Origin of the sequence: Kitasatospora phosalacinea (assembly GCF_030268885.1) — a bacterium.
GTDB lineage: Bacteria > Actinomycetota > Actinomycetes > Streptomycetales > Streptomycetaceae > Kitasatospora > Kitasatospora phosalacinea_C.
Window position 1 is genome coordinate 29,314 of the sequence record NZ_BSSA01000029.1, and the last position, 25,175, is coordinate 54,488.

Below are 25,175 nucleotides of genomic sequence, written 5' to 3' on the forward strand. Positions count from 1 at the left end.
GGAGAGTCATGCCCAGCAGCAGAGGCATCCGCCTGGCCGCAGCCGCCGTCACCGTCGCCCTCGCCACGAGCGCCTGCGGTCTCGGATCGAGCGGCTCGTCCGCCGACCAGGGCGGCACGCCGTCCGGCAAGGTCGGCGGCACCGTCACGCTGGAGACGCTGCAGCTCAAGCCGACCTTCACCGACTACATGAACGGCGTCATCGCCGGGTACGAGAAGGAGCACCCGGGCACCAAGGTCAACTGGGTGGACATCCCGTTCCAGGGCGCCCAGGAGAAGCTGACCGCCGACGCCACGGCCGGCAACCTGCCCGACGTGGTCAACCTGAACCCCCAGTTCGCCCAGGCGCTGGAGGCCAAGGGCCTGTTCGTCGACCTGGACAAGGCCGCCGCCGACGTGAAGGCGTCCTACGTGCCCGGTGCCTGGTCGGCCTTCCAGGTGCCCGGACAGCAGGGGTCCTTCGGGCTGCCGTGGTACCTCACCTCCGAGGTCACCATGTACAACAAGGACCTGTTCAAGAAGGCCGGGCTGGACCCGGAGAAGCCGCCGGCGACCTTCGACGAGCTGCTCGCCGACGGCGCCAAGCTGTCCGCGGCCGGCCAGGGCGCCTTCTACGGCATCCACCCCGCGCTGGAGAACCGGTTCGTCACCGACCTCGCCAAGCAGGGCGTGCCACTGCTGGACGCCTCCGGCAAGAAGTGGACCTTCAACACCCCCGAGGCCGCCGCCTACCTGCAGAAGCTGGTGGACGCCTACAAGGGCGGCGTCTACCCGCAGGACTCGCTGACCCAGAACCACAGCAAGGAGAACGAGGCCTACCAGTCCGGCCGGATCGGCCTGCTGCCCTCGGGCCCCAACTTCCTCGCGACGATCAAGAAGAACGCCGCCGACATCGCCGCGAACACCGGCGTCGGCCCGCAGATCACCGGTGCGTCGGGCGCCACCAACATGTCCGTCATGGGCCTGCTGGTCCCGAAGTCGGGCAAGAACCAGGCCACCGCCCTGGACTTCGCCAAGTACCTGTCGAACGCGCAGAACCAGCTCGCCTTCAGCAAGATCGTCACGATCCTGCCGAGCACCCTCGAATCGCTCAAGGACCCCTACTTCAAGGCCGAGGGCGACACCAGCCCCGAGGGCACCGCCCGCCGGATCTCCGCCGAGCAGATCGCCAAGGCCGAGAACCTGGTGCCCGTGCAGTACGACTCGCGGGTGACCGCCGCCGTCATCGGCAAGGTCCAGCTCGCCCTGCAGGGCAAGCTGACGCCGCAGCAGGCACTCGACCAGGCGGTCGAGGAGGCCGACAAGATCACCGGCGCCGCCGGCTGATGCCCGGGGCCGGACGCCTCCCCCGCGTCCGGCCCCGCGGTCCTGCGCCACTCCCGGCGCGGTGCAGGACCCGCCGTCGCGGGCGGCCCCCCCGCCGCCCGCGACGGCGCCCCACCCGCGCCCGCCCACCCCGTACGACAGGAGACCCCCGTGACCGGCCGACGCTGGTACGTCCCCTGGCTCTTCCTCCTCCCGGCCCTGGCCATAGCCGTCTGCTTCTTCATCGTTCCGTTCGCCAACACCGCCGTGCTGTCGTTCACCGACGCCAGCACGCTGGGCGGCGGCACCTTCACCGGCACGCACAACTACGCGCGGCTGCTGCACGACGAGCAGTTCTGGCAGTCGGTGCGCAACACGCTGCTGTACATCGCCGTGGTGGTGCCCTGCCTGGTGGTGCTGCCGCTGCTGCTCGCGGTGCTGGTGCAGAAGCGGATCGCCGGCATCGGCTTCTTCCGGGCGGTCTTCTACTCGCCGGTGGTGGCGTCCATGGTGGTCGCGGGCCTGATCTGGTCCTGGCTGCTCTCGGACGACGGCCTGGTCAACTCGGTGCTGCGCGGGCTCCACCTGGCCGCCGGGCCGGTGCCGTTCCTCACCGACGCGCACTTGCTGCTGTTCAGCGCGATGGCGATGACGGTCTGGAAGGGCCTGGGCTACTACATGGTGGTCTACCTGGCCGCACTGGCCAACGTGCCCCGCTCGCTGCTGGAGGCGGCCGAGGTCGACGGCGCGGGTGCCGTGCGGCGCTTCCGCCACGTCACCCTGCCGCTGGTGCGGCCCACCATGGTGCTGGTCGCCACGCTGGCCGCGATCGGCTCCGCCAAGGTGTTCGCCGAGGTCTACACCCTCAGCGACGGCAGTGCCGGGCCGGGCGGCGAAGCCCGCACCCTGGTCTACACCATTCGCGAGGTCGGGCTCGGCCTGGGCGGCGAGGCGGGCTACGCCTCCGCGATGAGCATCGTGCTCTTCCTCGGCACCCTCGGCCTGTCCGTCGCCGTCACGCGCCTCAACTCCCGGGAGGAACGGGCATGACCACGCTGCAGACCCCGCAAGCCCCGGTCGCCGCCGACCCGCGCCGACCGGCCACCCCCGTCCCGACCGCCCGCCGGGTGCGCACCGCCGCCGGGCTGACCGGCCGCTACCTGCTGCTGGCGCTCGTGTTCGCCCTCACCGTCGGCCCGTTCCTGTGGCAGCTGTCCACCTCCCTCAAGGGCAACGGCGAGCGGGTCTTCGGCTACCCGCCCCAACTCCTGCCCGCCCACCCGACCCTGCACCACTACGCCGAGGTGCTGGACACCGTCCCCGTGCTGCACTACGCGGGCAACTCGCTGGTCGTGGCGCTCGGTTCGGTGCTCAGCAACTGCCTGCTCGGCTCGATGGCCGGCTACGCGCTGGCCCGGATGACGTTCCGCGGCCGCGGCCTCGCCGCCGGGATCTTCCTCGCCACCATGATCATCCCGTTCGAGAGCATCATGGTCTCCGAGTTCCTGGTCGCCCGCTCGCTGCACCTGACCGACACCCTGCTCGGCGTGATGATCCCCGGCGCCGCCTCCGGCCTGTCGGTGATGCTGATGCGCAACGCCTTCCGCCGCCTGCCCGCCGAGGTGGAGGAGGCCGCGGTCCTGGACGGCGCCGGGGAGTGGACGCGGTTCTGGCGGATCGCCCTGCCCTCCGTCCGCGGCACCCTGGCCGCCGTCGCCATCTTCAGCTTCGTCTTCAGCTGGGACGACTTCCTGTGGCCGCTGGTCTCCCTCTCCGACCAGAGCAAGTACACGCTGACCGTGGGGATCCAGTACCTGTCCGGCACGTTCACCAATGACCAGCGCGTGATCGCCGCAGGCACCATGATGGCCGTCGTGCCGCTGCTGGTCCTGTTCTTCGCCCTGCAGCGGTTCTTCTTCCGTGGCGTGGGTGAGGGAGCGGTCAAGGGATGAACACGACGACGAACGGCACCGCGCGCGGTGTCGGCAAGCAGACGCGGGCCACCGAGCCCCGCGAGCCCAAGCACGAGACGCTGCGCCGCGCCCTGCTCGACCTCGTCGAGGGCGCCGCGCCGCACGACCCGCTGCCCAGCGAACGCGACCTGATGGCCCGTTACGACGTCAGCCGGGTCACCGTGCGCCGCGCGATCGAACGCCTCAGCCAGGAGGGCCACGTCTACCGGGTCCAGGGCTCGGGCACCTTCGTCGCCGAGCGCGAGACGATCAGCAAGTCGCTGCACCTGACGTCCTTCTCCGAGGACATCCGCGCCCGCCGGATGACGCCCGCGGGCCGACTGCTGCTGATGGAACGCGTCCCGGCCGACGTCGTCAACGCCCGTCACCTGTTCGTCGAACCGGGCACCCCCCTGGTCCACCTGGAGCGGCTGCGCACCGCCGACGGCGAACCCATGTGCCTGGAGAACGTCTGGCTGCCCGAGACCCTGCTGCCCGGCCTGCTCGACCAGGGCGAACCCGCCTCGCTCTACACCCTGCTGGAGCGGGCCGGCGCCGCCCCCGAGAGCGCCCAGCAGACCGTCCGGGCCACCCTCGTGGACGCCGCCCAGGCCGCGCTGCTGAACGTGCCGCCGCAGTTCCCCGCCCTGTACGTCGAGCGGGTCACCCGCGACGCCCGCGGCCGCGCCGTCGAACGCGCCGTCAGCCTCTACCGCGCCGACCGCTACGACTTCACCTTCACCATCACCAGGGAACGCCGACCATGAGCACCACCCCCGAGCACCGCGCGGCGGTGCCACCGGTCCTGGCCGTGGACATCGGCGGCACCAAGACCACGGCGGCCGTCGTCACCGGAACCGACGGTCGACCCGTCCCGGCCGTCCGCCTCACCGTCCCCACCCCCGCCGCCGACGGCGGGGCCGCCGTCCTCGCCGCGGCCCTGCGACTGGCCCGGCTCGCGGCCGAGGAGGGCACCGCCCTCGGGGCCGCGCCGGTGGCCGTCGGGTTCGGCACGGCCGGTGTCGTCGACGCCCGCGGACGTCGCATCACCGCCGCCACCTCCGCGCTCCCCGGCTGGGCCGGGACCGAACTGGCCGCGGCCGCCGAGCGGGAACTGCAGCTGCCCGCCACCGCCCTGAACGACGTCCAGGCCTTCCTGGTCGGCGAGTGCGCCGCCGGAGCCGCCCGGGACACCGGGGTGGCCGTCGGCGTGATGGCCGGCACCGGCATCGGGGGAGCCGTCGCCGTCGGCGGCCTGATCCTGCGCGGCGCGCACGGCGCGGCCGGGCACCTCGGGCACCTGCCGGTCCCCGGCGCGGAGGGAACCACCTGCCCGTGCGGGGCGACCGGACACGTCGAGGCGCTGGCCGCGGGCCCGGCCATGGCCGCCGAGGCCCGCCGCCGGCTGCCCTACCGCCACCTGCCCGACCTCCGCGCCGTCGCGGCCCTGGCGAAGACCGGGGACCCGGTCGCCCAGTCCGTCCTGCACTCCGGCGGGTACGCCCTGGGCACGGCACTGGCGGGCGTCGTCGCCGGACTCGACCCCGACGTGGTGGTCCTCGGCGGCGGCGCGGCCGCCTCCGGCCCCTGGTACGAGACGGGCCTGCGCGCCGCCCTCGCCGTCCACACCCTGCCCCTGCTGGCCGACGTCCGGGTGGTGCGCTCCGCGCTGGACGCCGACGCCGTGCTGATCGGCGCCGCGGCGGAGGCTCGTCGACTGGTCGGGGCGGGGACCGGGGCCACGGATGCCCGTGCCGTGCGGACCGGGCGGACGCACGCTGTCGTCCCGGTGGGGGACAGCGGTGGGTCGGGGGGCGCGGACGCTCCCGGCGGGGGGACTGCCGAGGCCCGCAGGCCGGGCGGTGCCCGGCCGCCGTGGGCCGCGGATCCTGACGGACCGTCCGCCGCCCCGGGCGGTGGTGTCCGACGCACCGGCGGGCCCGTCGCCATCGGCGCCCGCCCGCCGCGGACCGGCGCCGCGTGCGCGGCGGTCCGCGCAGACGCCCCCGCACCGTCCGCCGCGCCGATCCGCGACACCCGCGGGCAGCGGGCCGCCGAACCCTCCGAAAGTGCAGGAACGCCGTGAGCTCCCCCCGCATCGCCCTGGTGCCGTTGGACGAACGTCCGGCCTGCGCCGAACTGCCGCGCCTGGTCGCCGCGGTCGCCGGCGCACGGCTGCTCACCCCGCCCGCCGAGGCCATGCCGGTGCTGCGGGAACCCGGCAGCCCCGCCGCCCTCGCCGGATGGCTCGCCGAGGTCGAGGCCGACGCGGCCGTCGTCTCCCTGGAGACGCTGGGCCACGGCGGCCTGATCGCCTCCCGCACCCGGCCGGCCACCGTCGCCTCCGTCACCGCCGCCTGGGCGTCGCTGCACGGCCTGGCCGCGCGCGGCGTCGCCGTCCACGCCGTCACCCTGATCACCCGCACCCCCGACTCGGCCGACGCCATGGAGGAACCCGCCTACTGGGACCCGCACGGCCCCGCCCTGCACCGGCTCTCCGCCGACCTGCACCGGAGCGCCGCCGACCCGGCCGCCGTCGCCACCACCCTGCGGGCCGCCGCGCTGCCGACCGACGTCCGCGCGGACTTCCTCACCCGGCGGGTGCGCAACCACGCCGTCAACCTGGCCGCGCTGGAACTGGTCGCCGACGGCACCCTGCGCACCCTGGTCGTCGGCGCCGACGACACCGCCGAACACGGCCTGGCCACCGCCGAACTCCGCTGGCTGGACACCTGGACGGCCTGGCTCGGCCTGGGCGAGCGGGTCAGCGTCCGGCCCGGCGCCGACGAGGCGTGCACCGTGCTGCTCGCCCGCACCCTGCTGGACCTGCTGGGCGGACCCGCCCCGACCGTCCGGATCGAGGCCGTCGACCCGGCCGGGCTGCGCCGCACCGCCGCCTACGAGAACGTGCCGGTGGCCACCACGGCAACCCGGCAGCTCCAGGCGTGCGGGGCGGTCGTCGTCCCGGAGGGGGACACGCCGGACGTCGTGCTGCTCGTGCACACCCCCGACGGCACCGGGGACTGGGCGGTCTCCCCGCCCGCCGCCACCGACCCCGCCCCGGCCCGGGCGCTGGCCGCCCGCGCGGCCGACCTGCTGGCCGCCGGGCAGGCCGTCGCCGTCGCCGACTGCGCCCAGCCCAACGGCGCCGACCCGCAGCTGGTCCGCGCCCTGGCCGAGGCCGGGGTCCTGGAGCAGCTGACCGCGTACGCCGGCTGGAACACCGCGGGCAACACGCTGGGCACGGTGGCCGCCCACACCGTGACGGCCGTCGCCGCCCGCCGGGCCGGGTGCTTCGACGAGCGCGCCCACCGGCGCCTGCTGCTGCACCGCCTGGTCGAGGACCGGGGCTGGATGAGCGGCGAACGCGCCCGGATCCGCGCCGTCCTCGGCAGCGACCCCACCCGGCACGACCACGTCCCCGACGGGCACCCCGTGCTCGCCGACATCGCCGACGGCCTGGCCCGGCGCCGCGCCGAACTGCCCGGCTTCGACGGCCTGGACATCGACCCGGAGTCCGTCCGACTGCCCTGGTCCCGGACCTTCGAGGTCGACTTCGCGCTCACCGACAGCGGCGGCGGCTGCGCCCCGGGCTCCGGCGCTGCTCCGGGGACCGGCGGCGCTTCCGCCAGCGGCTCCGGCCTCGCTCCCGGCAGCGGCGGCGGTTCCGTCAGCGGTGCCGGTCCTGCTCCGGGCCCCGGCACCAGGACCGGCAGCGGTTCCGGCGACGAAGCCCGTGTCGGCGGCGACTCCGCCCCCCTCCCCGGCTCCGTCGGCGCCGCCCACCCCGAAGCCGTCGCCCACCCCGAAGCCGCCACCCGCCCCGGCGCCCCGGAGGACGCCCGATGACACTCCACGAGACCGCCCACGTCCAGCAGTTGGCCGCCGAGATCGCCGTGATCGGCGGCGGGCTCGGCGGCGTGGCAGCGGCCCTGGCCGCCGCGGAAGCGGGTCGCACCGTGGTGCTGACCTGCGACCAGCAGGTGCTCGGCGGGCAGATCACCACCCAGCTGGTGCCGGCCCTCGACGAGCACCCGCACATCGAGGCGCCCGGCGGCGCGTCCGCCTCCTACCTGCGGCTGCGCCGCCTGCTGCGCGCCGAGTACGGCGGCGCCGACAACCCCGGCGGCGGCTGGGTCAGCCGCCTGTGCTTCGAACCCGCCGCGGCGCTGCGCGTCCTGGACGCGCTGCTCGCCCCGCACGTCGCCGCCGGTCGGCTGCGGATCGTCACCGGGGTGCGCCCCGTCCGGGCGGTGCGCGAGGACGGGCGCCTCACCTCGGTGCGACTGGGCGACCGGGACGGCCGCGAACTCGCCGTCGCCGCCGAGGTGTTCTGCGACGCCACCGAGACCGGCGAACTCCTCCCGCTGGCCGGCGCGCCCTGGGCGATCGGCTCGGAGGGCCGCACGGCGTTCGGCGAGAGCCTGGCGCTGCCCGGCGGCCCGCACCCGCACGCCGTGCAGTCCTGCACCACCGGCCTGCTGGTCGAGCACCGCCCCGGCGAGGACCACACCGTGCCGCGCCCCGAGGGCTACGAACGCTGGCGCGACGCCCAGCCGTTCACCCTGGAGATCGCGGGCTGGGACGACCGCGCGCACCGCTACCGGATGTTCACCGACGGACCGGACGGCCACCCGCCGTTCTGGACCTACCGGCGACTGCGCGAGGGTGCGCGGTTCGGCACCACCGACCTCGCCCTGATCAACTGGGCGGGCAACGACTACGCCGACGCCTCCCTCGTGCACGAGCCCGAACGGGCCCGCACCGAGTCCCGCCGACTGTCGCTGGCGTTCCTGCACTGGCTGCAGACCGAGTGCCTGCGCGACGACGGCACCGGCCGCGGCTACCCGGGCCTGCGCCCGGTCGCGGACGACGCCTGCGCCCCCGGCGGCCTGGCCGCCGAACCGTACGTGCGCGAGTCCCGCCGACTGGCCCCGCCCGCGCCCGTCCGGCAGCAGGACCTGGAGCCCGTCCCCGGCGCGGCCCGCGCCGCGAACCGGCCCGACAGCGGCGGCCTGGCCTTCTACCACATGGACCTGCACGCCCGGATCGGCCACGCGCAGTCCGCGTACTCGCCCACCGCGCCGTTCCAGGTGCCGCTGTCGGCCCTGGTGGCGGGCACCCCGCGCAACCTGCTGGCCGCCGCGAAGAACCTGGCGGCCACCCAGGCCGCCGCGGCCGCCTACCGGGTGCACCACGGCGAGTGGGCGGTCGGCGAGGCGGCCGGAACGCTGGCCGCGCAGTCCCTCGCCCGGGCCCTCGACCCGGCCGAACTGATCGACGAGCGCGATGAGTTGACGCTCCTCCAGCTCGCCCTCGTCCGGCGCGGCGTGCCGCTCGCCTGGCTGACCGACCTCGACCCGGCCGACCCGCTGTTCGCCCCCGCCCACCTGCTCGCCGCCGCCGGAGGTCTCGGCGGGGCGCGCCTGGAGCGGCTGACCGCCGACCCGAAGGAGCCCGCCGACGTGCCGGACCGGGCCGCGCTGTGCGCCGCCGCCGACCGGCTCGCCCCCGGCGCGGGCCGCGCCGCCGACCACCTGCCGGCCACCGCGCCCTGGCAGGACGTCGTCACCGCGCTGGGCGCGGCCGTCGAGCGCCGCCTCCCCGACACCCGCCGAGAAAGGCCGACCGTGCCCACCGCCGCACCGGCGTCCCGCCCGCCCCTGCCGCCCGGTCTGGCCGGACGGCTGGTGGTCTCCTGCCAGGCGCTGCCCGGCGAGCCGCTGCACGGGCCGCAGTACATGGCGCAGATGGCCGTCGCCGCGCACAGCGGCGGCGCCGCCGCCGTGCGGATCAACGGGCCGGCCGACATCGCCGCCGTCCGGATGGCGGTGCCGCTGCCCGTCATCGGCCTGTGGAAGGACGGCGAGGACGGCCCGTACATCACCCCGACCCTCGAACACGCCCTCGCCGTGGCCGAGGCCGGTGCCGACGTCGTCGCCCTGGACGGCACCGGCCGCCCGCGCCCCGACGGCCGCACCCTCGCCGAGACGATCGGGGCGCTGCACGCCCGAGGCGTCCCCGTCATGGCGGACGTCGCCACCCTGGAGGAGGGCCTCGCCGCGGCCGCCGCCGGGGCCGACCTGGTGAGCACCACCCTCTCCGGCTACACCCCCGACAGCCCCGACCAGGCCGGACCCGACCTGGCCCTGGTGCGCGCCCTCGCCGAGCGCCTCGACGTCCCCGTCGTCGCCGAGGGCCGCATCGCCACCCCCGAGGAAGCCGCCGCCGCGCTCGCCGCCGGTGCCCACACCGTCGTGGTCGGCGGCGCCATCACCCGCCCCGCCGCCCTGACCGCCCGCTTCGCCGCCGCCCTCGCCACCGCCCGCACCGCCCCGGAGGACCAGCCGTGACCACCACCCCGCCCGTGGACTGCCACGTCGTCACCCACGTGCACTGGGACCGCGAGTGGTACCGCCCGTTCGAGTCCTACCGCGCCCGCCTCGTCGAACTCGCCGAACGCGTCTGCGCCGAACTCGACGACGGCCGGATGACCACCTTCCACCTGGACGGCCAGACCATCGTGCTCGCCGACGTCCAGGCCCTGCGCCCCGACCTCGCCGACCGGCTCGCCGCCCACGCCCGGGCCGGACGGCTCACCCTCGGCCCCTGGCACGTGCTCGCCGACAACCAGCTCGTCTCCGGCGAGAACCTGGTCCGCAACCTGCTGACCGCCCGCCGCTGGGGCACCCGGGTCGGCGTGCTCGCCGACGTCGGCTACTGCCCCGACACCTTCGGCCACCCCGCCGACCTGCCGCGCATCCTCAACGGCTTCGGGATGGACACCGCCCTGGTGTGGCGCGGCGCCCCCGACGGCGTCGCCCGCTTCCACTGGCGCTCGCCCGACGGCTCCCAGGTACTGGCCGCCAACCAGGGCTACCACGCCGCCGAGGTGCTGTGGGCCGAACCCGACGGCGACAGCGGCCGCGCGGCCCGCCTGAAGGACTTCCTCGCCGCCGAACGCGACCGGCTGCCCGGCGGCCCCTGGCTGCTGATGAACGGCGGCGACCACCTCGCCCCCACCGACCCCGCCGGGGCGCTCGCCGCCACCGCCCCCGCCGCCGCCGAGCAGGGCGCCGTCCTCGGCGAGAGCACCCTGGCCGCGTTCTTCGCCGCCGCCCGCGCGGCCGCCGAGGCGGGCGGCGTCCCGCTGGTCGAAGGGCCGCTGCGCCACCGCCCCGGCCGGCTCACCTTCCTGCTTCCCGGCACCTTCTCGGCCCGCACCTACCTCAAGCAGGCCAACGCCGCCGCCCAGACCGACCTCGAGCGCTGGGCCGAACCCCTGCTGGCGCTGCACGCCCCCGACGACGCCACCCTCGCCGCCGAACTGCGCCACGCCTGGGAACTGCTGCTGCGCAACGCCCCGCACGACTCCATCTGCGGCTGCAGCGTGGACGAGGTGCACCGGGAGAACGAGGTCCGCTTCGAGCGGGTCCGGCAGACCGCCGACCACCTGGTGCTGCGCGCCCTGGGCGCCGCGGGCCTGGACACCCGCCGCTACGGCGACCCGGAGACCGAACGGGCCGCCTTCGCCGTCCTCAACCCGCACCCGCGCCCGCACACCGGCCCCGTCACCGTCGAGCTGCTGACCGCGCCCGGCCGCCACCCGCAGACGCTCACCGGCCCGGACGGCGCCCCCGTCCCGTTCGAGGCCGAACTCCTCGGCGAGGAGACCGCGTTCGAGGCCGACCTCGACCTGCTCCCGGACTCCCGCCCGGCCCTGCGCCACCGCCTGCACCTGCTGGCCGCCGACGTCCCCGCCCTCGGCCACGCGGTGCACACCGTCGTCCTGGGCGACACCCCGCGACCGGACGCGGGCGCCACCGTCGAGGAGGACGAGCGCGCCCTGCCGCTGCCCGACGGCGCCACCCTGACCGCCCGGGACGACGCCGCCCTGACCCTGCGGCTCGCCGACGGCACCGAACTGCCCGGCCTGGCCGCCCTGCTGGACGACGGCGACCGCGGCGACACCTACAACTTCGACCCCGTCCCGCACGACGCGCCCCGGGCACCGCGCCTGCTGGCCGCCCGCCGCCGCACCTCCGCGGTGCGCACCGTGCTGGAGCTCGACGCGGTGATCGAGCTGCCGACCGGCCTCACCGCCGACCGCGCCGCCCGCTCCGCCGACACGGTGGAGGTCCCGCTCACGGTCACCGTCGCGCACTGGCCCGGCCACGACGGCCCGCTGCGGTGGAACCTGACCTTCGACAACACCGCCGACGACCACCGGCTGCGGGTGCACTTCCCCACCCCGGCCCCGTCCGCCCGCTGGAGCGCCGACACCCACTACAGCCTGCTCGACCACCCGGTCGGCCCGGACCTCGGCCCGCTGCCCACCGAGCGCGCCCACGAGGCCGAGTACGGCTGCGTCCCCGTGCAGGGCGTCAGCGCGATCGGCGACGGCGAGCTGCGGATCGCCGTCGCCGCCGCCGGACTGCCCGAACGCACCGGCCTGGCCGCCGGGTCCAGCCCGTCCGGGCAGGACGAGCTGGTGGTCACCCTGCTGCGCTCGGTCGGCTGGCTCTCCCGCTTCGACCTGAACGCCCGCACCACCGGCGCGGGCCCGATGATGGCCACCCCCGAAGCCCAGTGCCGCCGCCGGCACTCCTTCGACCTGGCACTCGCCGTCGGCGCCCCCGTCGCCGCCGACGCCGACCTGGTCGACCTGGCCGAGGCCGCCACCGTCCCGCTGCGCGCCGCCCAACTGCGCCCCGGCACCGCCCCGGCGGCGACCGGCGCCCCCGGCCTGCGGGTGCGCGGCGCGCGGATGACCGCCCTCAAGGGCGCGGAGGACGGCAACGGCCTGGTGCTGCGCCTGTCCAACCCCACGGGGCGGCCCTCCGCCGTCGAGGTCGAACTCCCCGACGGCTGGCGGGCCGCGCCGGTCCGCCTGGACGAGTCGCCGACGGGAGAGCCGTACCCGACCGGAGCCCTCGCCCTGGACCTGGCCCCGTACGCCCTGGTCAGCCTGCGGTTGACCCGGAGCTGAGCCGGGCCGCTCAGCGGAGCCGTCCGGCCCGTTCCCTCCGCAGGGTCACCCTCCGGAGGGAACCAGCCCATCCGGTAACGGGCCTGACGGTTCGTTCCCGCTACCGCCGGGAACGGCAGGGTCGTCATGACCGGTGCGCGCACCGGCCGTCCTGTGCTATCACATCGAAGATCACCCGACCCGTCGAACGATCGGCCCATGCCCCTCACCGTCCGCGACCTCCTGGCCATCCCCGCCCTCCGGTTGCAACTCGCCGCGGGGGCCGCCGGGCTGGGTCGCACGGTCGGGGCCGCCCACGCCTCCGAGGCCACCGACCCGTCCGCCTGGCTGGAGGGCGGGGACGTGGTCATGACCACCGGCCTGCTGCTGGACTCCGCCCCCGACCGCCTGGCCGCCTTCGTCGGCGACCTCGACCGGGCCGGTGCCGCCGCGCTCGTGCTCGGCCTCGGCCCCTCCCTGCCCCACCAGCAGGTGCCGTCCGCCCTCGCCCGGGCCGCCGACCGGCACGGCCTCCCGCTGATCACCGTCCCCGAACGCACCTCGCCCGCCGCCGTCACCAAAGCCGTCTTCGACGCCCGCTCCGCCGAGGAGCGCCGCCTGCTGGAGCGCACCCTGCGCACCCAGCGCCGCCTCACCGCGGCCGCGGCCTCCCCGGACGGCCTCGCCGACCTGCTCACCGCCTGGTACCGCGCCACCGGCCTCGCCGTCGTGGTCTGCGACGTCCTGGCCAGACCGCTCGGCGCGGCCGGGGCCGACGCCGCCGAGGTGCTGGCGGGCGCCGCCACGATCCTGGACGCCGTCGCCCTGCGCGGCCTGCGCGGCAGCGGCGGCGGCGACCTGCCGGGCGGCCCCGTGCACGCCCAGCCGCTCGGGGCCGCCCGGCTGCGCGGCTTCGTCGTGCTGGTCGGCGCGGGCACCGCCGAGACCCGGCTGCTGGGCAGCGTCCTCGTCTCGCTGCTCTCCGTCGAACTGGAGCGCCGCCACCTCGCCGAGGAACCCCGCCGCCGCCACCGCACCACCGTGCTCAGCCGGCTCTTCGCCGCCGACCTCAGCGCCTCCCGGGCCACCGCCCTGCTCTCCTCGGTCAACCTGTCGGCCGGGCCGCTGCGCGCCCTCGCCGTGCACGTCGCCGCCCGCGCCGACCCGCCGCCCGGCACGGGTCACCCCAGCGAGGCCGCCGAGACCGCCGCCGACCTGGCCCTGGCGATACCCGGCGGCCTCGCCCGTGCCGTCGGCACCACCGTCGAGGCCGTGGTGCCCGAGGGCACCGACGCGCTCGCGCTGCTCGCCCGCTTCGCCCCCGGCCGCCCGGCGGGCATCGGCCCCGCGGTCGCCCCCCAGCACGCCGCGCTCTCCCTGCGCCAGGCCCACGCCCTGCTCCCGGCCAGCACCCAGGCCGGCCGCCCGGTCACCGCGGCCGAGGCGGGGTCGGTGCGGCTGCTGCTCAGCCTGGGCAGCCCCGCGCTGCTCGCCGCGTTCGCCGACACCGCGCTCGCCGCCCTCGACGCCGCCGACCCCGACCACGAACTGACCGAGACCCTGCGGGTCTGGCTGGAGACCAACGGGAGCTGGGCCGAGACCTCCGCCCTGCTCGGCCTGCACCGGCACACCGTGCAGAACCGCATCGCCAAGATCGGCCGCCTGACCGGCCGCCACATGGACCGGGCCGAGGACCGGATCGACCTGTGGCTGGCCCTGCGCGCCCGCGAGGCGGCCGCGCTCTGACCGCCCTTCAGTACGTCCGCAGGAAGCGGTCCAGCACCCGGACGCCGAAACCCAGCCCGGCGGCGGGCACCCGCTCGTCCACGCCGTGGAACATGCCGTAGTAGTGCAGGGACGGGTCCAGCAGCAGCGGGGCGAAGCCGTACGAGCGGACGCCCAGCCGGGCGAAGGACTTGGCGTCGGTGCCCCCGGACATCACGAACGGCACCGGCCGGGCCAGCGGGTCCTCGGCGCGCAGCGCCGCGGCCATCGCCGCGAACGCCGGGCCCTCGTGGTCGGCGGCCACCGCGTCCTCGCAGTTGATGAACTCCCGGGTGACGCCCGGACCGAGCAGCCGGTCCACGGTGGCCAGGAACTCCTCCCGGTGGCCGGGCAGGAACCGGCCGTCCACCTCGGCGTGCGCCCGGCCGGGCACCACGTTGACCTTGCCGCCCGCCGCCAGCACCGTCGGGTTGGCCGAGTCGCGCACCGTGCAGTCGAACAGTTCGCCGAGCTGCCCGAGCCGGACGGCCTCCTCCTCCAGCCGGGAGCGGTCGATGCTCAGGCCCAACTCCCGCTCCAGGGAGGAGAGCAGGGCCTCCACCGGCGGCGTCGGCGAGGTCGGCCAGCGGTGCGAGGCGAGCCGGGACAGGGCGTGCACCAGGGTCGCCACCGCGTTGTCCGGGTTCTGCTTGGAGCCGTGCCCGGCCGTCCCCCGGGCGGTCAGCCGCATCCACGCGGTGCCGCGCTCGCCGACCGCCACCGGGTACACCCGCAGCTCCCGCCCGGCCTCCGGCCCGCGCTCCGGCCGCGCGGTGATCGAGAAGCCGCCCGACTCGCTGACCGCCTCCCGGCAGCCCTCGAACCACTCCCGGTGCCGGGCCACCACGAACCGGGAGCCGAAGTCGCCGGTCGACTCCTCGTCCGCGAGGAACGCCAGCACGACGTCCCGCCGCGGCCGCACCCCGCTGCGCGCCCAGTGCCGCGCCAGTGCCAGCACCATCGCCACGGTGCCCTTCATGTCGACCGCGCCGCGCCCCCACAGGCAGCCGTCGACGAGGTCCCCCGACAGCGGGTGGCGCGCCCAGTCGGCGGCGTCGAACGGGACGGCGTCCAGGTGGCCGTGGACCAGCAGCGGCGGCAGCGAGGGGTCGTGGCCGCCGATCCGCGCCAGCACCGTGGAGCGGCGCGGCGCCGCCTCCACCAGCGCCGAGGCGATGCCCGCCGCGTCCAGCGCGGCGCCCACGTACTCGGCGGCCACCCGCTCGCCCGGGCCGGTGCCGTCACCGGGATTGGTGGTGTCGATGCGCAGCAGGTCGTGGCAGAGCCGGACGGCGTCGTCGCCCGCGGCGGCGAGGCCGGGCTCGGGAAGGGTGGTCATGGGCGGGTCCTCTCCGGTGCGGGGTGGCGGGGTGTCAGCCGTAGTGCGCTTCCGCGGCGGACGCCGCCACCGTGGTGCACACCTTGAAGGTGCGGGCGCCGTCGGTGGCGGTCGGCGCGGTGTAGGCGACGGTGCGCGGGCCGGTCCGCTCCACCGTCGGCACCGCCTCCACCGCCGCCGCCTGGTGGGTGGCGTGGAAGGTCACCTCGAAGCGGTGCTCGCCCGGCACCCCGGCCGGACGCCCCGCCGCGAGCGCGGCCCGCACCGCGGCCCGGGCCTGCTCCTCGATCAGGGCGGCGCTGCGGGCGGGCGGCAGGCAGACCGCCGCGTACCGGCTGACCGCCCGCTTGACGGCGGCGGTCCGCGCCCCCGGGGCCCAGCGCCCGGCGGCCGCACAGGTCAGGTCGTCCCCGGTGACCAGCAGCACCGGCACTCCGTGCTCGGCCGCGACCAGGGCGTTCATCCGGCCCTCGTCGGCGGCCCCGCCGTCGATCCGGAAGTCGACCAGGCCCGTGCCCAGGTAGGTGTGCGCGAGCACCCCCTCCTCACCCGCCCCGGTGTGGTAGCCGAGCATCACCACGCCGTCCGCGTCCTGCACCCCGTGCATCATGCCGAGCGGCTTGTGACGGCCGGTCAGGAGCTCGGCGCGCTCGTCCAGGTCCTCGATCAGGACGTTGCGCTGCGTGTAGTGGGCCTCGTTGACCAGCACCTCGGTGGCGCCGCCCGCGAACAGCCCCGCCACGCAGGCGTTGACGTCACCGGTCAGCAGGCGCCGCATCCGCTCCCAGGCCGCGGTGCCCGGCTCCACGTCGTCGGGCCAGGTGACGCCGGTGGCGCCCTCCATGTCGGCGGAGATCATGACGCGCACGGGTTGGTGTCCTTCCGGTCGTGGTGTGTCGGGTCGTGCTCCGCCGCGGCCGGGGGCGACAGCGGGGGCTCCGCGAGCAGCAGGGTGCTCGCGCCGGGCCCGGGGGCGGCGTTCAGTTCGGCGCGCACGCCCAGCGGCACGGTCAGCTGGACGCGGCCGTGCCCGGCCGGGAGCCCCGCCGCCACCGGCACGCCCAGCCCGGCCAGCCGGTCGTGCAGCAGCTCGGCCACCGCCGCGGGCGGCCCGCAGTCGGTGAAGTCGCCCAGCACGATCCCGGCGACGGCGCCGAACACCCCGGCCCGGCGCAGCTGGGTGAGGATCCGGTCCAGCCGGTACGGTTCCTCGCCGACCTCCTCCAGCAGCAGCAGGCAGCCGTCCGGGACGACCGGGTCGGGCCCGCCCAGCGAGGAGGCCAGCAGGCTCGCGTTGCCGCCGGCCAGCACGCCCTGCGCCCGGCCGGTCGCCAACGCCGCTCCGTACAAGGGCAGTTCGCGCACCGTCCCCGGGGCGAACAGCACCCGGTGCAGGTGCGCGGCGGAGCCCGGTTCGGCGAACGCCGCGGTGGCGACCATCGGCCCGTGCAACGTGGCCACGCCCAGCCGGGCGGCGAACAGGCGGTGCAGTTCGGTGACGTCGCTGAACCCGACCAGCGGCTTCGGCGCGGCCGCCGCCAGCGCCCGCCAGTCCAGCAGGTCCGCCGTCCGCTGGCAGCCGTAGCCGCCGCGGGCGCACAGCACCGCGGCGATCCCCGGATCGGTCCAGGCCGCCTGCAGGTCGGCGGCCCGGTCCGCGTCCCGCCCCGCCAGGTGCCCCAGGTGGGAGGCGGTCACGTGCGGCGCCACCGACACCCGCAGGCCCCAGGACTCCAGTACCTCGACCCCGTGCGCCAGCTGCTCCGGCTCCACCGGCCCGGCGGGCGCGACGACCGCCACCGCGTCGCCCGGGCGCAGGGCCGGTGGCCGCAGCGACGGGGGAGGGGTCCGGGGGTCGCTCACCGGTGGGCCTGCGGGGCGGGGGCGTCCGCGGTCCGACCGGCCTGATCGGCCGGTTCCGGCACCAGGCCGAAGATCCGCTGGTAGAAGGCGAGTTCGGCGCGCAGGGCGGCGACGATCGTGCTGCTGCGCCGCCAGCCGTGCTGCTCGCCCGGGAACTCCAGCAGCGTGCACGGCAGCCCGGCGGCCTCCAGCGCCGCGGCGAAGGCCCGGGACTGCTCCGGCCCCACCACGACGTCCTCCAGCCCGTGCATCAGCAGGGCCGGCCCGCTCGCCCGGTGGGCGTTGCGCACCGGCGAACGCTCCTCGTACCGGGCGACGGCCTCCGGGAGCGGGCCGATCAGCCCGTCCAGGTAGCGGGACTCGAAGTCGTGGGTGTCCGCGGCCCAGGCCAGCGGGTCGGTGATGCCGTAGTGCGAGACGGCGCCCGCGTACAGGCCCGCCGAGGTGAGCGAGGCCAGGGCGGTCCAGCCGCCCGCGCTGCCGCCGCGCACCGCCAGGCGCCGCTCGTCGGCCAGGCCGCGGGCGACCAGGCCGCGGGCCACCGTCGCGCAGTCCGCCACGTCCACGACGCCCCAGGTGCCGCGCAGCCGCTCGCGGTAGGCGCGGCCGTGGCCGGTGGAGCCGCCGTAGTCGACGTCGGCCACGCCGATGCCGCGGCTGGTGAAGAAGGCGATCTCCAGGTCCAGGGCCATCGGCGAGCTGCCGGTCGGGCCGCCGTGCACGAACACCACCCACGGCGGCAGCTCGCTCGGGGCGAGTGCGTGGTCGGGGTTGCGCGGCGGGTACAGCGCGGCGTGCACCCGCTGCCCGTCGGCGTCGTGGAACACCTCGGCGCGGGGGTGCGGCAGCCAGTCGGCGACGCGCGGCACGAGGGCCTCGCCGGTCAGCGCCTCGTGCGGGCCGCCCCCGGACAGGTCGGCCAGCACCACGCGGTGGTGGGCCCGCGGGGAACCGGCCACGCACACCGCGCGCCCGTCGGCCGCGTGCACGGTCGCCGCGAAGTCGCTGTAGGGCAGCGGCAGGTCGCGGACGCTGTCGTCGGACGGGTCGACCACACCCAGGCGGCGGTCGCTGCCGGTGCCGTGCACGGCCACCGCCCGGCCGTCCGGCAACGGCGCGAACCAGGCGGCGCCCGGCCGCCACAGCGCCCCGCCGAACTCCTCCGCCCGGGGGGCCACCGTCCGGCCCGGGCCGCCGTCCAGCGGCACCAGCCGCAGGTTCCACCAGCCGTCCGGATCGGCCACCGCCCACAGGGTCTGCGCGTCCCGCCACTCCGCCTGGACCACCGAGCAGTCCGCGCCGCCCGCCACCACCCGGGGCGCGCCGCCCGCGCCGTCCAGGGCGGCGACGCACAGCTCCGTCCCGTCCCACGGCATCGCGGGGTGGTTCCAGCCGATCCAGGACAGCTGCCGCCCGTCCGGGGACAGGCGCGGGCAGGCCAGGAAGTCGTAGCCGTCGGCCAGCACCCGCACCCGGGCCGGTTCGTCGACGGCCGAGCCGTCCAGCGGCACCGCCACCAGCGCGCGCCGCACCTCGCGCGGGCCCGCTCCGACGCTCTCGCGCACGCACCACACCTCGGCGCGGCCGGGCGGCGCGTACAGGTCGCCGTAGCGCACCTGGGGCCCGCCCGCCGCCTCCGGCGCGGCGGCGGTCAGCGGCCGCGGCCGCGTCCCGGGGACGGCCAGCAGCAGGCGCTGGTCGGGCCAGTCGACGAAGACCAGCGCGGGCGGGCCCCCGGCCGCAGCGCCGCCCGCCGGGTCGCCCGCATGGTCGCCCGCCGGGTCGCCCGCGGGCAGGGAGACCGGCCGCCAGGCGCGGCCGCCGTACTCGTGCAGCCGGCTGCGGGCGTTGAACCCCTCCGGCAGCAGGTCCTGCACCGTGCCGTCCGGCGAGCGCCGCACCACGCAGCGGCGGCCGCCCTCCAGCGGGCGGGGCTCGTCCCACCAGACGGCCAGGCCGGAGGGCTCGGGGACGAGTTCCGCCCAGCCGGGGACGCCGTCCGCGCGGGCCACGTCCTCGGCTTCGATCGGGGAGGGCCAGGCACCCGGGGCGGGGCGGCCGGGAACTGCTGAAGTCATGGGTCACCAATGCTCGTCGGGGGGCTGCTCGTTCGTGGGGTGGGGTCGGGAGCGGTTCGGGGCGGGTCAGTCGCCGGGGAAGCGGCCCAGCAGGCGGTCGGCCTCCTCCCGGCGCTCCAGCCGGCGCAGCGCCCCCTTGGAACGGGCGGCCGCCGCCGTCACCAGGGCGTGCCCGAGGGCCACCAGCGCGGTCGGCGAGTCGGCGAACGACGGGCCCCCGGTGGCCGCGGTCAGCGTCCGGTCGGCGAGCGGGGCGACCGGCGAGCCGTGGCCGTCCACGACGGCCACCAGGGGCACGCCGCGGTGGCGCAGCGCCTGCGCGGCCCGCAGCGTCCAGCGGTCGTAGCGGCGCACCGAGTAGACGACCGCCACGTCCCGGGGGCCCGCGTCGGTGAGGGCCTCCACCGCGCGGTCGGTGCCGCCGTCCAGCAGGACGACCCGACCGAGCACGCTGCCCAGGTCGGCCGCCAGCAGGTGGGCCAGGCCCCGGCTGCGGCCGGTGCCCAGGACGAAGCGCTGCCGGGCCGTCAGCAGCGAGCGCGCGGCGGCGTCCAGGGTGCCGTCGTCGTCGGCCTCCTCCAGGGTGGCGGTGACGTTCGCGGCCTCCCGCTCGGCCATCCGCCGGGTCAGCCCGGGGAGTTGGGCCGGACGCAGCCGGGCCCGGAACCGTTCCCGCGGGGCGGTCAGTTCCTCGTCCAGCCGCTCGGCGACCCTGGCCTGCAACTCGCCCAGGTCGCGGAACCCGGCCGCGCGCACCAGCCGGTGCAGGTCGCCGCCCCCGGCGCGGGCCTCGGCCAGCAGCGCGGTCGGCGGGCGCAGCGCCGAGTCGGGCCAGTCGGCGAGCATGGCCCGGGCCAACCGCCGTTCGGAGCCGCCGAGTTCGTCGGCGGCGTCGGCCAGCGTCGCGGCCGGCTCCGACCAGGCGGAGGCGTAGCCGGCGGTCGTCATCGGCGGACCCCCGAGGTCGGGCCCGGGCGGAGGGTGCGGTTCACGGCGTACTCCCTGCTGTCGGGACGGAGCGGGACCTGTAGCGTCGCCGGGAGGCTGGGCGTCCGGGCGGCGGGAGCCGGGCCGGGCGGACGGAACGGGGGAGACGGTGGGAACGGGTCGGGACGCGGCGGACGGCAGGGCGGGCACGGCCGGTGCGCGCGAGGACGGCGCGGCGGCCCGCCTCGGCGAGCGGCTGCACGCGGCCCGCACCCGCCTGCAGCTCACCCTGGACGGGGTGGCGCAGCGCAGCGGCCTGTCGCGCAGCTTCCTCAGCCGCCTGGAGGCCGGTGACGCCAACCCCACGCTGCGCACCCTGGAGCGGATCGCCGAGGCGGTGCAGACCCCGCTGTCGGTGCTGCTGGGCGGCGCCCCCGCGGCGGCCCGGCCGCCCGGGACGCCGTCCCCGTCCGCCGAGGTCGTGCACCGTCCGCGCCGCGAGCCCCGGGCGTGGCCGCCCGGGGAGGGGCGGACCTTCCCGCTGACCCCGGTCGGGGCGCGCCGCTTCGAGGCGGTGCTCGCCGAGGGCACCCCGGCCCACCACGCCTTCCCCACCGCCCACCCGGGCGAGGAGCTGTGCGTGGTGCTCGCCGGGCGGGTCGCCGCCGAGGTCGGCGGCGACCGCTTCGAACTGGAGGCCGGTGAGGCGCTGCACTACGACGCGGGCGTCGCGCACCGCCTGGCCGCGCTCGGCCCGGACGGACGCTACCTGCTGGTCGTGGCCGGTCCGGCCGCGTCCGCGGCGGGTCCGCGGCGACCCTGAGCCGCGGGCCGGACCGCGTCCCCGGCGGGCCCGGCCCGCCGGAACCGGCCGACCGTCCTGCACGGGAAGTTCCACGTCCGCCACGGTACGAGCACCGCCGCGGCCCGGACGATCGACGAATCGTCGAGCCCCGGGCCCGGGCCCGCGACATCAGGTCCAGGCCCGACGGCGCGTCAGTGCACCGCCGCGGCCTCGGTGGCCACCACCCGGCGCGCCCGCGGGTGCAGGCAGGCGTGCCGGTGCGCCCCGTCGGCCGGGAGCGCGGTGAGCCCGGGCCGCCCGTCGGCGCACCCGTCGGTCGCGAAGGGGCAGCGCGGGGCGAACAGGCAGCCCGGGGTGGCCACCCGCTCGTCCAGGGCGGCGAGCGGCACCAGCCGGTCGGGCCCCGGTTCCTCCAGGCCGCGCAGCACCGGGACCGCCGACAGCAGGCACTGGGTGTAGGGGTGCACGGGCTGCTGCACGACGGAGTCGGTGGGGCCGCGTTCGATGACCTGGCCGCGGTAGATGACGTGCAGTTCGCCGCCCTCGCCGAGGTAGCGGGCGGTGGCCACGTCGTGGGTGATGAACAGCAGCGAGATGCCGAGCCGCTCGCGCAGGTCCCGCAACAGGGACAGCACGCCCAGCCGCATCGACACGTCGATCATCGACACCGACTCGTCCGCGACCAGCGCCTCCGGGTCCACGGTCAGCGCCCGGGCGATGACGACCCGCTGGCGCTGCCCGCCGGAGAGCTGGTGCGGGTACTTGGCCAGTGTGCCGGGGCGCAGGCCGACCAGCTCCAGGAGCTCGGCGGCGCGCTCGCGCTGCTGCGTGCGGGTGGCGCCGGTCTCCCGGGCGCGCATCCGCAGCGGGTCGCCCAGGATCTGGCCGACGTCCCGGGTCGGGTTGAGCGCCGAGTACGGGTCCTGGTGGATCAGCTGGATCCGCCGGAAGTACGGTGCGCGCCTCCGCGCCGACAGCTTCGACAGGTCGGTGCCGTCGACCAGCAGTTCGCCGCCGTCGAAGCTCTCCAGCCCGGTGAGGATCTTGCCCAGGGTGGTCTTGCCGCAGCCGGACTCGCCGATGAAGGAGACGGCGCCGCCCCTGGGCAGGGTGAAGTCGACGCCGCGCAGGGCGTGTACCGTGCGGGTGCCGGTGAAGGCGCCGCGGCCGGTGTAGGTGCGGGTGATGTTCCTGGCCTCGATCACGGCCGTCCTCCGGTCGGGTCGTCCTGGGCCCGGGGCGCGGGCACGGCGGCGGGCGCGGGGGCCCGGCCCACCGGGTCCGCGTGGCAGGCCCGGAACCGGCCCGGGGTCCACTCGGACAGGGCGGGGTCGCTCTCCTCGCACACCGGCATCGCCAGCGGGCAGCGGTCCCGGAAGACGCAGCCCCGCCGGGCGAGGGTGGTGAGGTCCGGCGGCTGCCCGGGCAGCGCCCGGGCGAGGCGGGTGTCGCCGACGATGCGGGCGGTGGCGCCGATCAGGGCCCGGGTGTACGGGTGCGAGGGCCGCCGGAGCAGTTCCCCGGCGGGGCCGTGCTCCACGATCCGCCCGCCGTACATGACCGCGAGCCGGTCGGCGATCTCGGAGACCACCCCCATGTCGTGGGTGACCACGAGGGTGGCGAGCCCGTTCTCCCGGTGCACGCTGCGCACGATGTCGAGCACCGCGGCCTGGGAGATCATGTCGAGCGCGGTGGTCGGCTCGTCCAGGACCAGCACCTCGGCGTTGAGGACCAGCGCGAGCACGATGCCCACGCGCTGGCGCATGCCGCCGGACAGCTCGTGCTGGTAGGAGTCCAGCACCCGGTCGGCGTCCAGCCCCATCCGCTCGCACAGCTCCCTGGCCCGGCGCACCAGGGCGCGCAGGTCCTCGACCTCGTGGGAGCGGCCGAGGTCCAGCAGCTGCTTCCCCACGGTCTTCAGCGGGTTGAGCGAGTTCTGCGAGGCCTGGAAGACGTAGCCGAGCGCGCCGCCCCGGGCGCGGCGCAGCCGTCGCCCGGTCAGCCGGGTGACGTCGCCGACGCCCGCCACCTCGACGCTGCCGGAGGTGATCCGGCCCGGGGCGGGGACGGCGTTGAGCAGGGAGAGCGCCAGGGTGGACTTGCCGGAGCCGGACTCGCCGACCAGGCCGGTGATCTCACCTGCCCGCAGCTCCAGCGAGGCGTGCGAGACGGCGGGCAGGTCGCCGTGCTCGGTGCGGTAGACGACGGTCAGGTCGCGGATCGCGACCTCGGCCGGGCGGGCCCCGGCCGTCGCGGCCCCGTCGTGGTGCGGCGTCGGATCGGTCATGACCGCTCCCGCAGTCTCGGGTTGAACAGTTCGTCGACGGCGTCCATGAACAGGACGATGCCGAGGGTGATGAGCAGGATGCAGGTCAGCGGGGCCAGCAGGTACGTCAGCGCCTCGGGACTGCTCATCACGCCGCCGGAGAAGACCGCCTGGTTGAGCATCACGCCCCAGTTCTCGCTGGAGAACGGCACGACGCCGAGGAAGAACAGCGCGACCTCGGCCCCGATGAAGCCGATCACCGACAGCAGCAGGTTCATCGCGACGTACGGGGCGATGTTCGGCAGCAACTCGCGCAGCAGGATGTGCCGTTGCGGCAGTCCCAGGCCGCGGGCGGCCTCCAGGAAGCCGCGCTCGCGCAGCGACAGGGTCTGCGCGCGCACCGCGCGGGCGACGCCGCCCCAGCCGGTGGCGCCCAGCACCAGGCCCATCTGGAACGCGCTGCCGAAGCTCCACAGCGTGGACAGCACGATCAGCAGCGGCAGGCCGGGCAGGGTCAGGACGAAGTCGGTCAGCCGCATCAGGCCGGAGTCCGCCAGGCCGCGCCGGAAGCCCGCGACCAGGCCCACCAGGGTGCCGACGGCGGCGGCGACCAGCGCCGCGACCGCCGCGGTCAGCAGCACGTAGCGGGCGCCGACCACCACCTCCTGGAGCACGTCGGAGCCGGCGAAGTCGGTGCCGAGCCAGTGCTCGGCGCTGGGCGGGGCGTAGACCGCCTCCGGGTCGACGGCGATCGTCCCGGGGTACAGCAGCGGCCCGAAGGCGGCCAGCAGGGCGAACAGCACGATGATGCCCAGGCCGACGACCCGGCCGGGGCGGCGGGTCAGCACCCGCAGGGTCCGGGCGCGGCGGGAGGACGGGCGCGGGGCGGCGGGAACGGACGGGAAGGTCACGGTCATCGCCTCACCCGGGGGTCGATCACCGAGTACAGCAGCTCGGCGAGGATGTTGGCGACCACGATGGTCACCGTGATCAGCAGGAAGGCGCCGCCCATCAGCGGGTAGTCCCGGTTGCCGATGCTCTTGAGCAGCAGGTTGCCCAGGCCCGGGTAGTCGAAGACGTCCTCGATCAGCACCGAGCCGGCGAACATGTGGCCGACCGACAGGGCGAGCGTGGTGAACAGCGGCAGCACGGCGTTGCGGCCGACGTAGCGCATCCGGGTGGCCGGGGCGATGCCGCGCAGTTCGGCGGCCAGGATGAAGTCGTCGCCGAGGACGGAGGCCACGCTGGACTTCATGGTCAGCAGCCAGCCGCCGTAGCCGAGCAGCGCGTAGGTGGCCACCGGCAGCACGGCGTGGGTGGCGACCGAGCCGAGGTACTCGGCGGTGAAGCCGGGGGCGATGGTCACGTCGCTGGTGTCGCCGTAGGGCAGCACGTTCCACAGGGTGTGGAACAGGAAGGCCAGCAGCAGGGCCAGCACGAAGGACGGCACGCCCGCCATCAGCGAGCCGGACAGCGAGAGCAGGCTCCCGCTGCGGGAGTTGCGCCGCAGGGCGGCGACCACACCGGCGGTGCAGCCGACCAGGAAGCTGAGCAGCAGCCCGGACAGCACCGGCAGCACCGTCCAGGGCACGGCCGCGCGGATCACGTCCGCGACCGGGACGCCGCTGTAGGAGATCGACACCCCCAGGTTGCCGTGCAGCAACTGCCCCAGGTAGCCCAGGTACTGGTCCACCAGCGGCTCGTGCGAGGTGAACCCGTACACCACGGAGACCTTGGCCCGGGCCAGTTCGGGCGGCATGCCGCCCAGCACGTACCCCTCGTAGGCGGCGTCGCCGGGGTTGCCCGGCAGGGCGTGGACGAGGAAGAAGGTGAAGGTGGCTACGGTGAACACCATCACCAGGCCGGCGGCCAGCTTGGCCGCCAGCCGGAGGAGGAAGCCCTTCATCCG

Annotated in this window: 19 protein-coding genes and 1 pseudogene; 11 read left to right on the top strand and 9 right to left on the bottom strand. The window is 76.5% G+C overall.

The window, feature by feature from the left end; genetic code table 11:
- Positions 1-8 precede the first annotated feature (8 nt).
- From QSK52_RS30800 to QSK52_RS30845, 10 genes and pseudogenes are all read left to right on the top strand, one after another.
- Entirely contained in the window at positions 9-1,325 is a 1,317-nt protein-coding gene (locus tag QSK52_RS30800; protein WP_285739499.1) for an ABC transporter substrate-binding protein, read from the top strand.
- A gap of 150 nt (positions 1,326-1,475) precedes the next feature.
- Entirely contained in the window at positions 1,476-2,354 is an 879-nt protein-coding gene (locus QSK52_RS30805; RefSeq protein WP_285739500.1) for a carbohydrate ABC transporter permease, read from the top strand.
- Positions 2,351-3,256, top strand: coding sequence for a carbohydrate ABC transporter permease (locus tag QSK52_RS30810; RefSeq protein ID WP_285739501.1), 906 nt, complete (start codon positions 2,351-2,353; stop codon positions 3,254-3,256). Before QSK52_RS30805 ends, QSK52_RS30810 begins: the two co-directional genes overlap by 4 nt.
- Positions 3,253-4,023: a GntR family transcriptional regulator gene (locus QSK52_RS30815; RefSeq protein WP_285739502.1), complete on the top strand. Its 771-nt coding sequence runs from the start codon at positions 3,253-3,255 to the stop codon at positions 4,021-4,023. The genes QSK52_RS30810 and QSK52_RS30815 overlap by 4 nt, the downstream gene beginning before the upstream one ends.
- A complete protein-coding gene (locus tag QSK52_RS30820; RefSeq protein ID WP_285739503.1) occupies positions 4,020-5,342 on the top strand; it encodes an ROK family protein in 1,323 nt (440 codons plus the stop codon). The genes QSK52_RS30815 and QSK52_RS30820 overlap by 4 nt, the downstream gene beginning before the upstream one ends.
- Positions 5,339-7,105 (top strand): DUF4127 family protein, encoded by a 1,767-nt coding sequence (locus tag QSK52_RS30825; protein WP_285739504.1) that lies wholly within the window; start codon positions 5,339-5,341, stop codon positions 7,103-7,105. Before QSK52_RS30820 ends, QSK52_RS30825 begins: the two co-directional genes overlap by 4 nt.
- Positions 7,102-8,520: pseudogene (locus QSK52_RS30830) on the top strand (FAD-dependent oxidoreductase); the annotation flags it as partial. The gene QSK52_RS30825 and the pseudogene QSK52_RS30830, both read left to right, overlap by 4 nt.
- 399 nt (positions 8,521-8,919) lie before the next feature.
- Positions 8,920-9,609 (top strand): N-acetylmannosamine-6-phosphate 2-epimerase, encoded by a 690-nt coding sequence (locus QSK52_RS30835; RefSeq protein ID WP_285739565.1) that lies wholly within the window; start codon positions 8,920-8,922, stop codon positions 9,607-9,609.
- Entirely contained in the window at positions 9,606-12,245 is a 2,640-nt protein-coding gene (locus tag QSK52_RS30840; RefSeq protein ID WP_285739505.1) for a glycosyl hydrolase-related protein, read from the top strand. The genes QSK52_RS30835 and QSK52_RS30840 overlap by 4 nt, the downstream gene beginning before the upstream one ends.
- Positions 12,246-12,443: 198 nt before the next feature.
- Positions 12,444-13,970 carry a PucR family transcriptional regulator gene (locus tag QSK52_RS30845; RefSeq protein WP_285739506.1) on the top strand — a complete coding sequence of 509 codons (1,527 nt, stop codon included), beginning with the start codon at positions 12,444-12,446 and terminating at the stop codon, positions 13,968-13,970.
- Between the two features lie 7 nt (positions 13,971-13,977).
- Here the strand turns inward: QSK52_RS30845 and QSK52_RS30850 are convergent, their stop codons facing one another.
- From QSK52_RS30850 to QSK52_RS30870, 5 genes are all read right to left on the bottom strand, one after another.
- Positions 13,978-15,327, bottom strand: coding sequence for a M20/M25/M40 family metallo-hydrolase (locus tag QSK52_RS30850; protein WP_285739507.1), 1,350 nt, complete (start codon positions 15,325-15,327; stop codon positions 13,978-13,980).
- 34 nt (positions 15,328-15,361) lie between these two features.
- The gene (locus QSK52_RS30855) at positions 15,362-16,195 is read right to left on the bottom strand and encodes a M55 family metallopeptidase (RefSeq protein ID WP_285739508.1); all 834 of its coding nucleotides are present in this window, start codon (positions 16,193-16,195) and stop codon (positions 15,362-15,364) included.
- Positions 16,183-17,190 carry a S66 peptidase family protein gene (locus QSK52_RS30860; RefSeq protein WP_285739509.1) on the bottom strand — a complete coding sequence of 336 codons (1,008 nt, stop codon included), beginning with the start codon at positions 17,188-17,190 and terminating at the stop codon, positions 16,183-16,185. The genes QSK52_RS30855 and QSK52_RS30860 overlap by 13 nt, the downstream gene beginning before the upstream one ends.
- On the bottom strand, positions 17,187-19,268 hold the full coding sequence (locus QSK52_RS30865) for a prolyl oligopeptidase family serine peptidase (protein ID WP_285739510.1): 2,082 nt from the start codon (positions 19,266-19,268) through the stop codon (positions 17,187-17,189). The genes QSK52_RS30860 and QSK52_RS30865 overlap by 4 nt, the downstream gene beginning before the upstream one ends.
- Before the next feature lie 66 nt (positions 19,269-19,334).
- Positions 19,335-20,216: a MurR/RpiR family transcriptional regulator gene (locus QSK52_RS30870; protein WP_285739511.1), complete on the bottom strand. Its 882-nt coding sequence runs from the start codon at positions 20,214-20,216 to the stop codon at positions 19,335-19,337.
- A gap of 148 nt (positions 20,217-20,364) precedes the next feature.
- Between QSK52_RS30870 and QSK52_RS30875 the strand changes: the two genes are divergently transcribed.
- Complete coding sequence (locus QSK52_RS30875) at positions 20,365-21,018, top strand: helix-turn-helix domain-containing protein (protein WP_285739512.1); 654 nt, start codon at positions 20,365-20,367, stop codon at positions 21,016-21,018.
- 173 nt (positions 21,019-21,191) lie between these two features.
- Here QSK52_RS30875 and QSK52_RS30880 read toward each other — a convergent pair whose 3' ends face one another.
- From QSK52_RS30880 to QSK52_RS30895, 4 genes are read right to left on the bottom strand one after another with little or no spacing between them, the layout of a single operon-like run.
- Complete coding sequence (locus tag QSK52_RS30880; protein ID WP_285739513.1) at positions 21,192-22,205, bottom strand: ABC transporter ATP-binding protein; 1,014 nt, start codon at positions 22,203-22,205, stop codon at positions 21,192-21,194.
- Positions 22,202-23,287 (bottom strand): ABC transporter ATP-binding protein, encoded by a 1,086-nt coding sequence (locus QSK52_RS30885; protein ID WP_285739514.1) that lies wholly within the window; start codon positions 23,285-23,287, stop codon positions 22,202-22,204. Before QSK52_RS30885 ends, QSK52_RS30880 begins: the two co-directional genes overlap by 4 nt.
- Entirely contained in the window at positions 23,284-24,183 is a 900-nt protein-coding gene (locus QSK52_RS30890; protein ID WP_285739515.1) for an ABC transporter permease, read from the bottom strand. The genes QSK52_RS30885 and QSK52_RS30890 overlap by 4 nt, the downstream gene beginning before the upstream one ends.
- Entirely contained in the window at positions 24,180-25,172 is a 993-nt protein-coding gene (locus QSK52_RS30895; protein WP_285739516.1) for an ABC transporter permease, read from the bottom strand. The genes QSK52_RS30890 and QSK52_RS30895 overlap by 4 nt, the downstream gene beginning before the upstream one ends.
- Between the last annotated feature and the right edge of the window lie 3 nt (positions 25,173-25,175).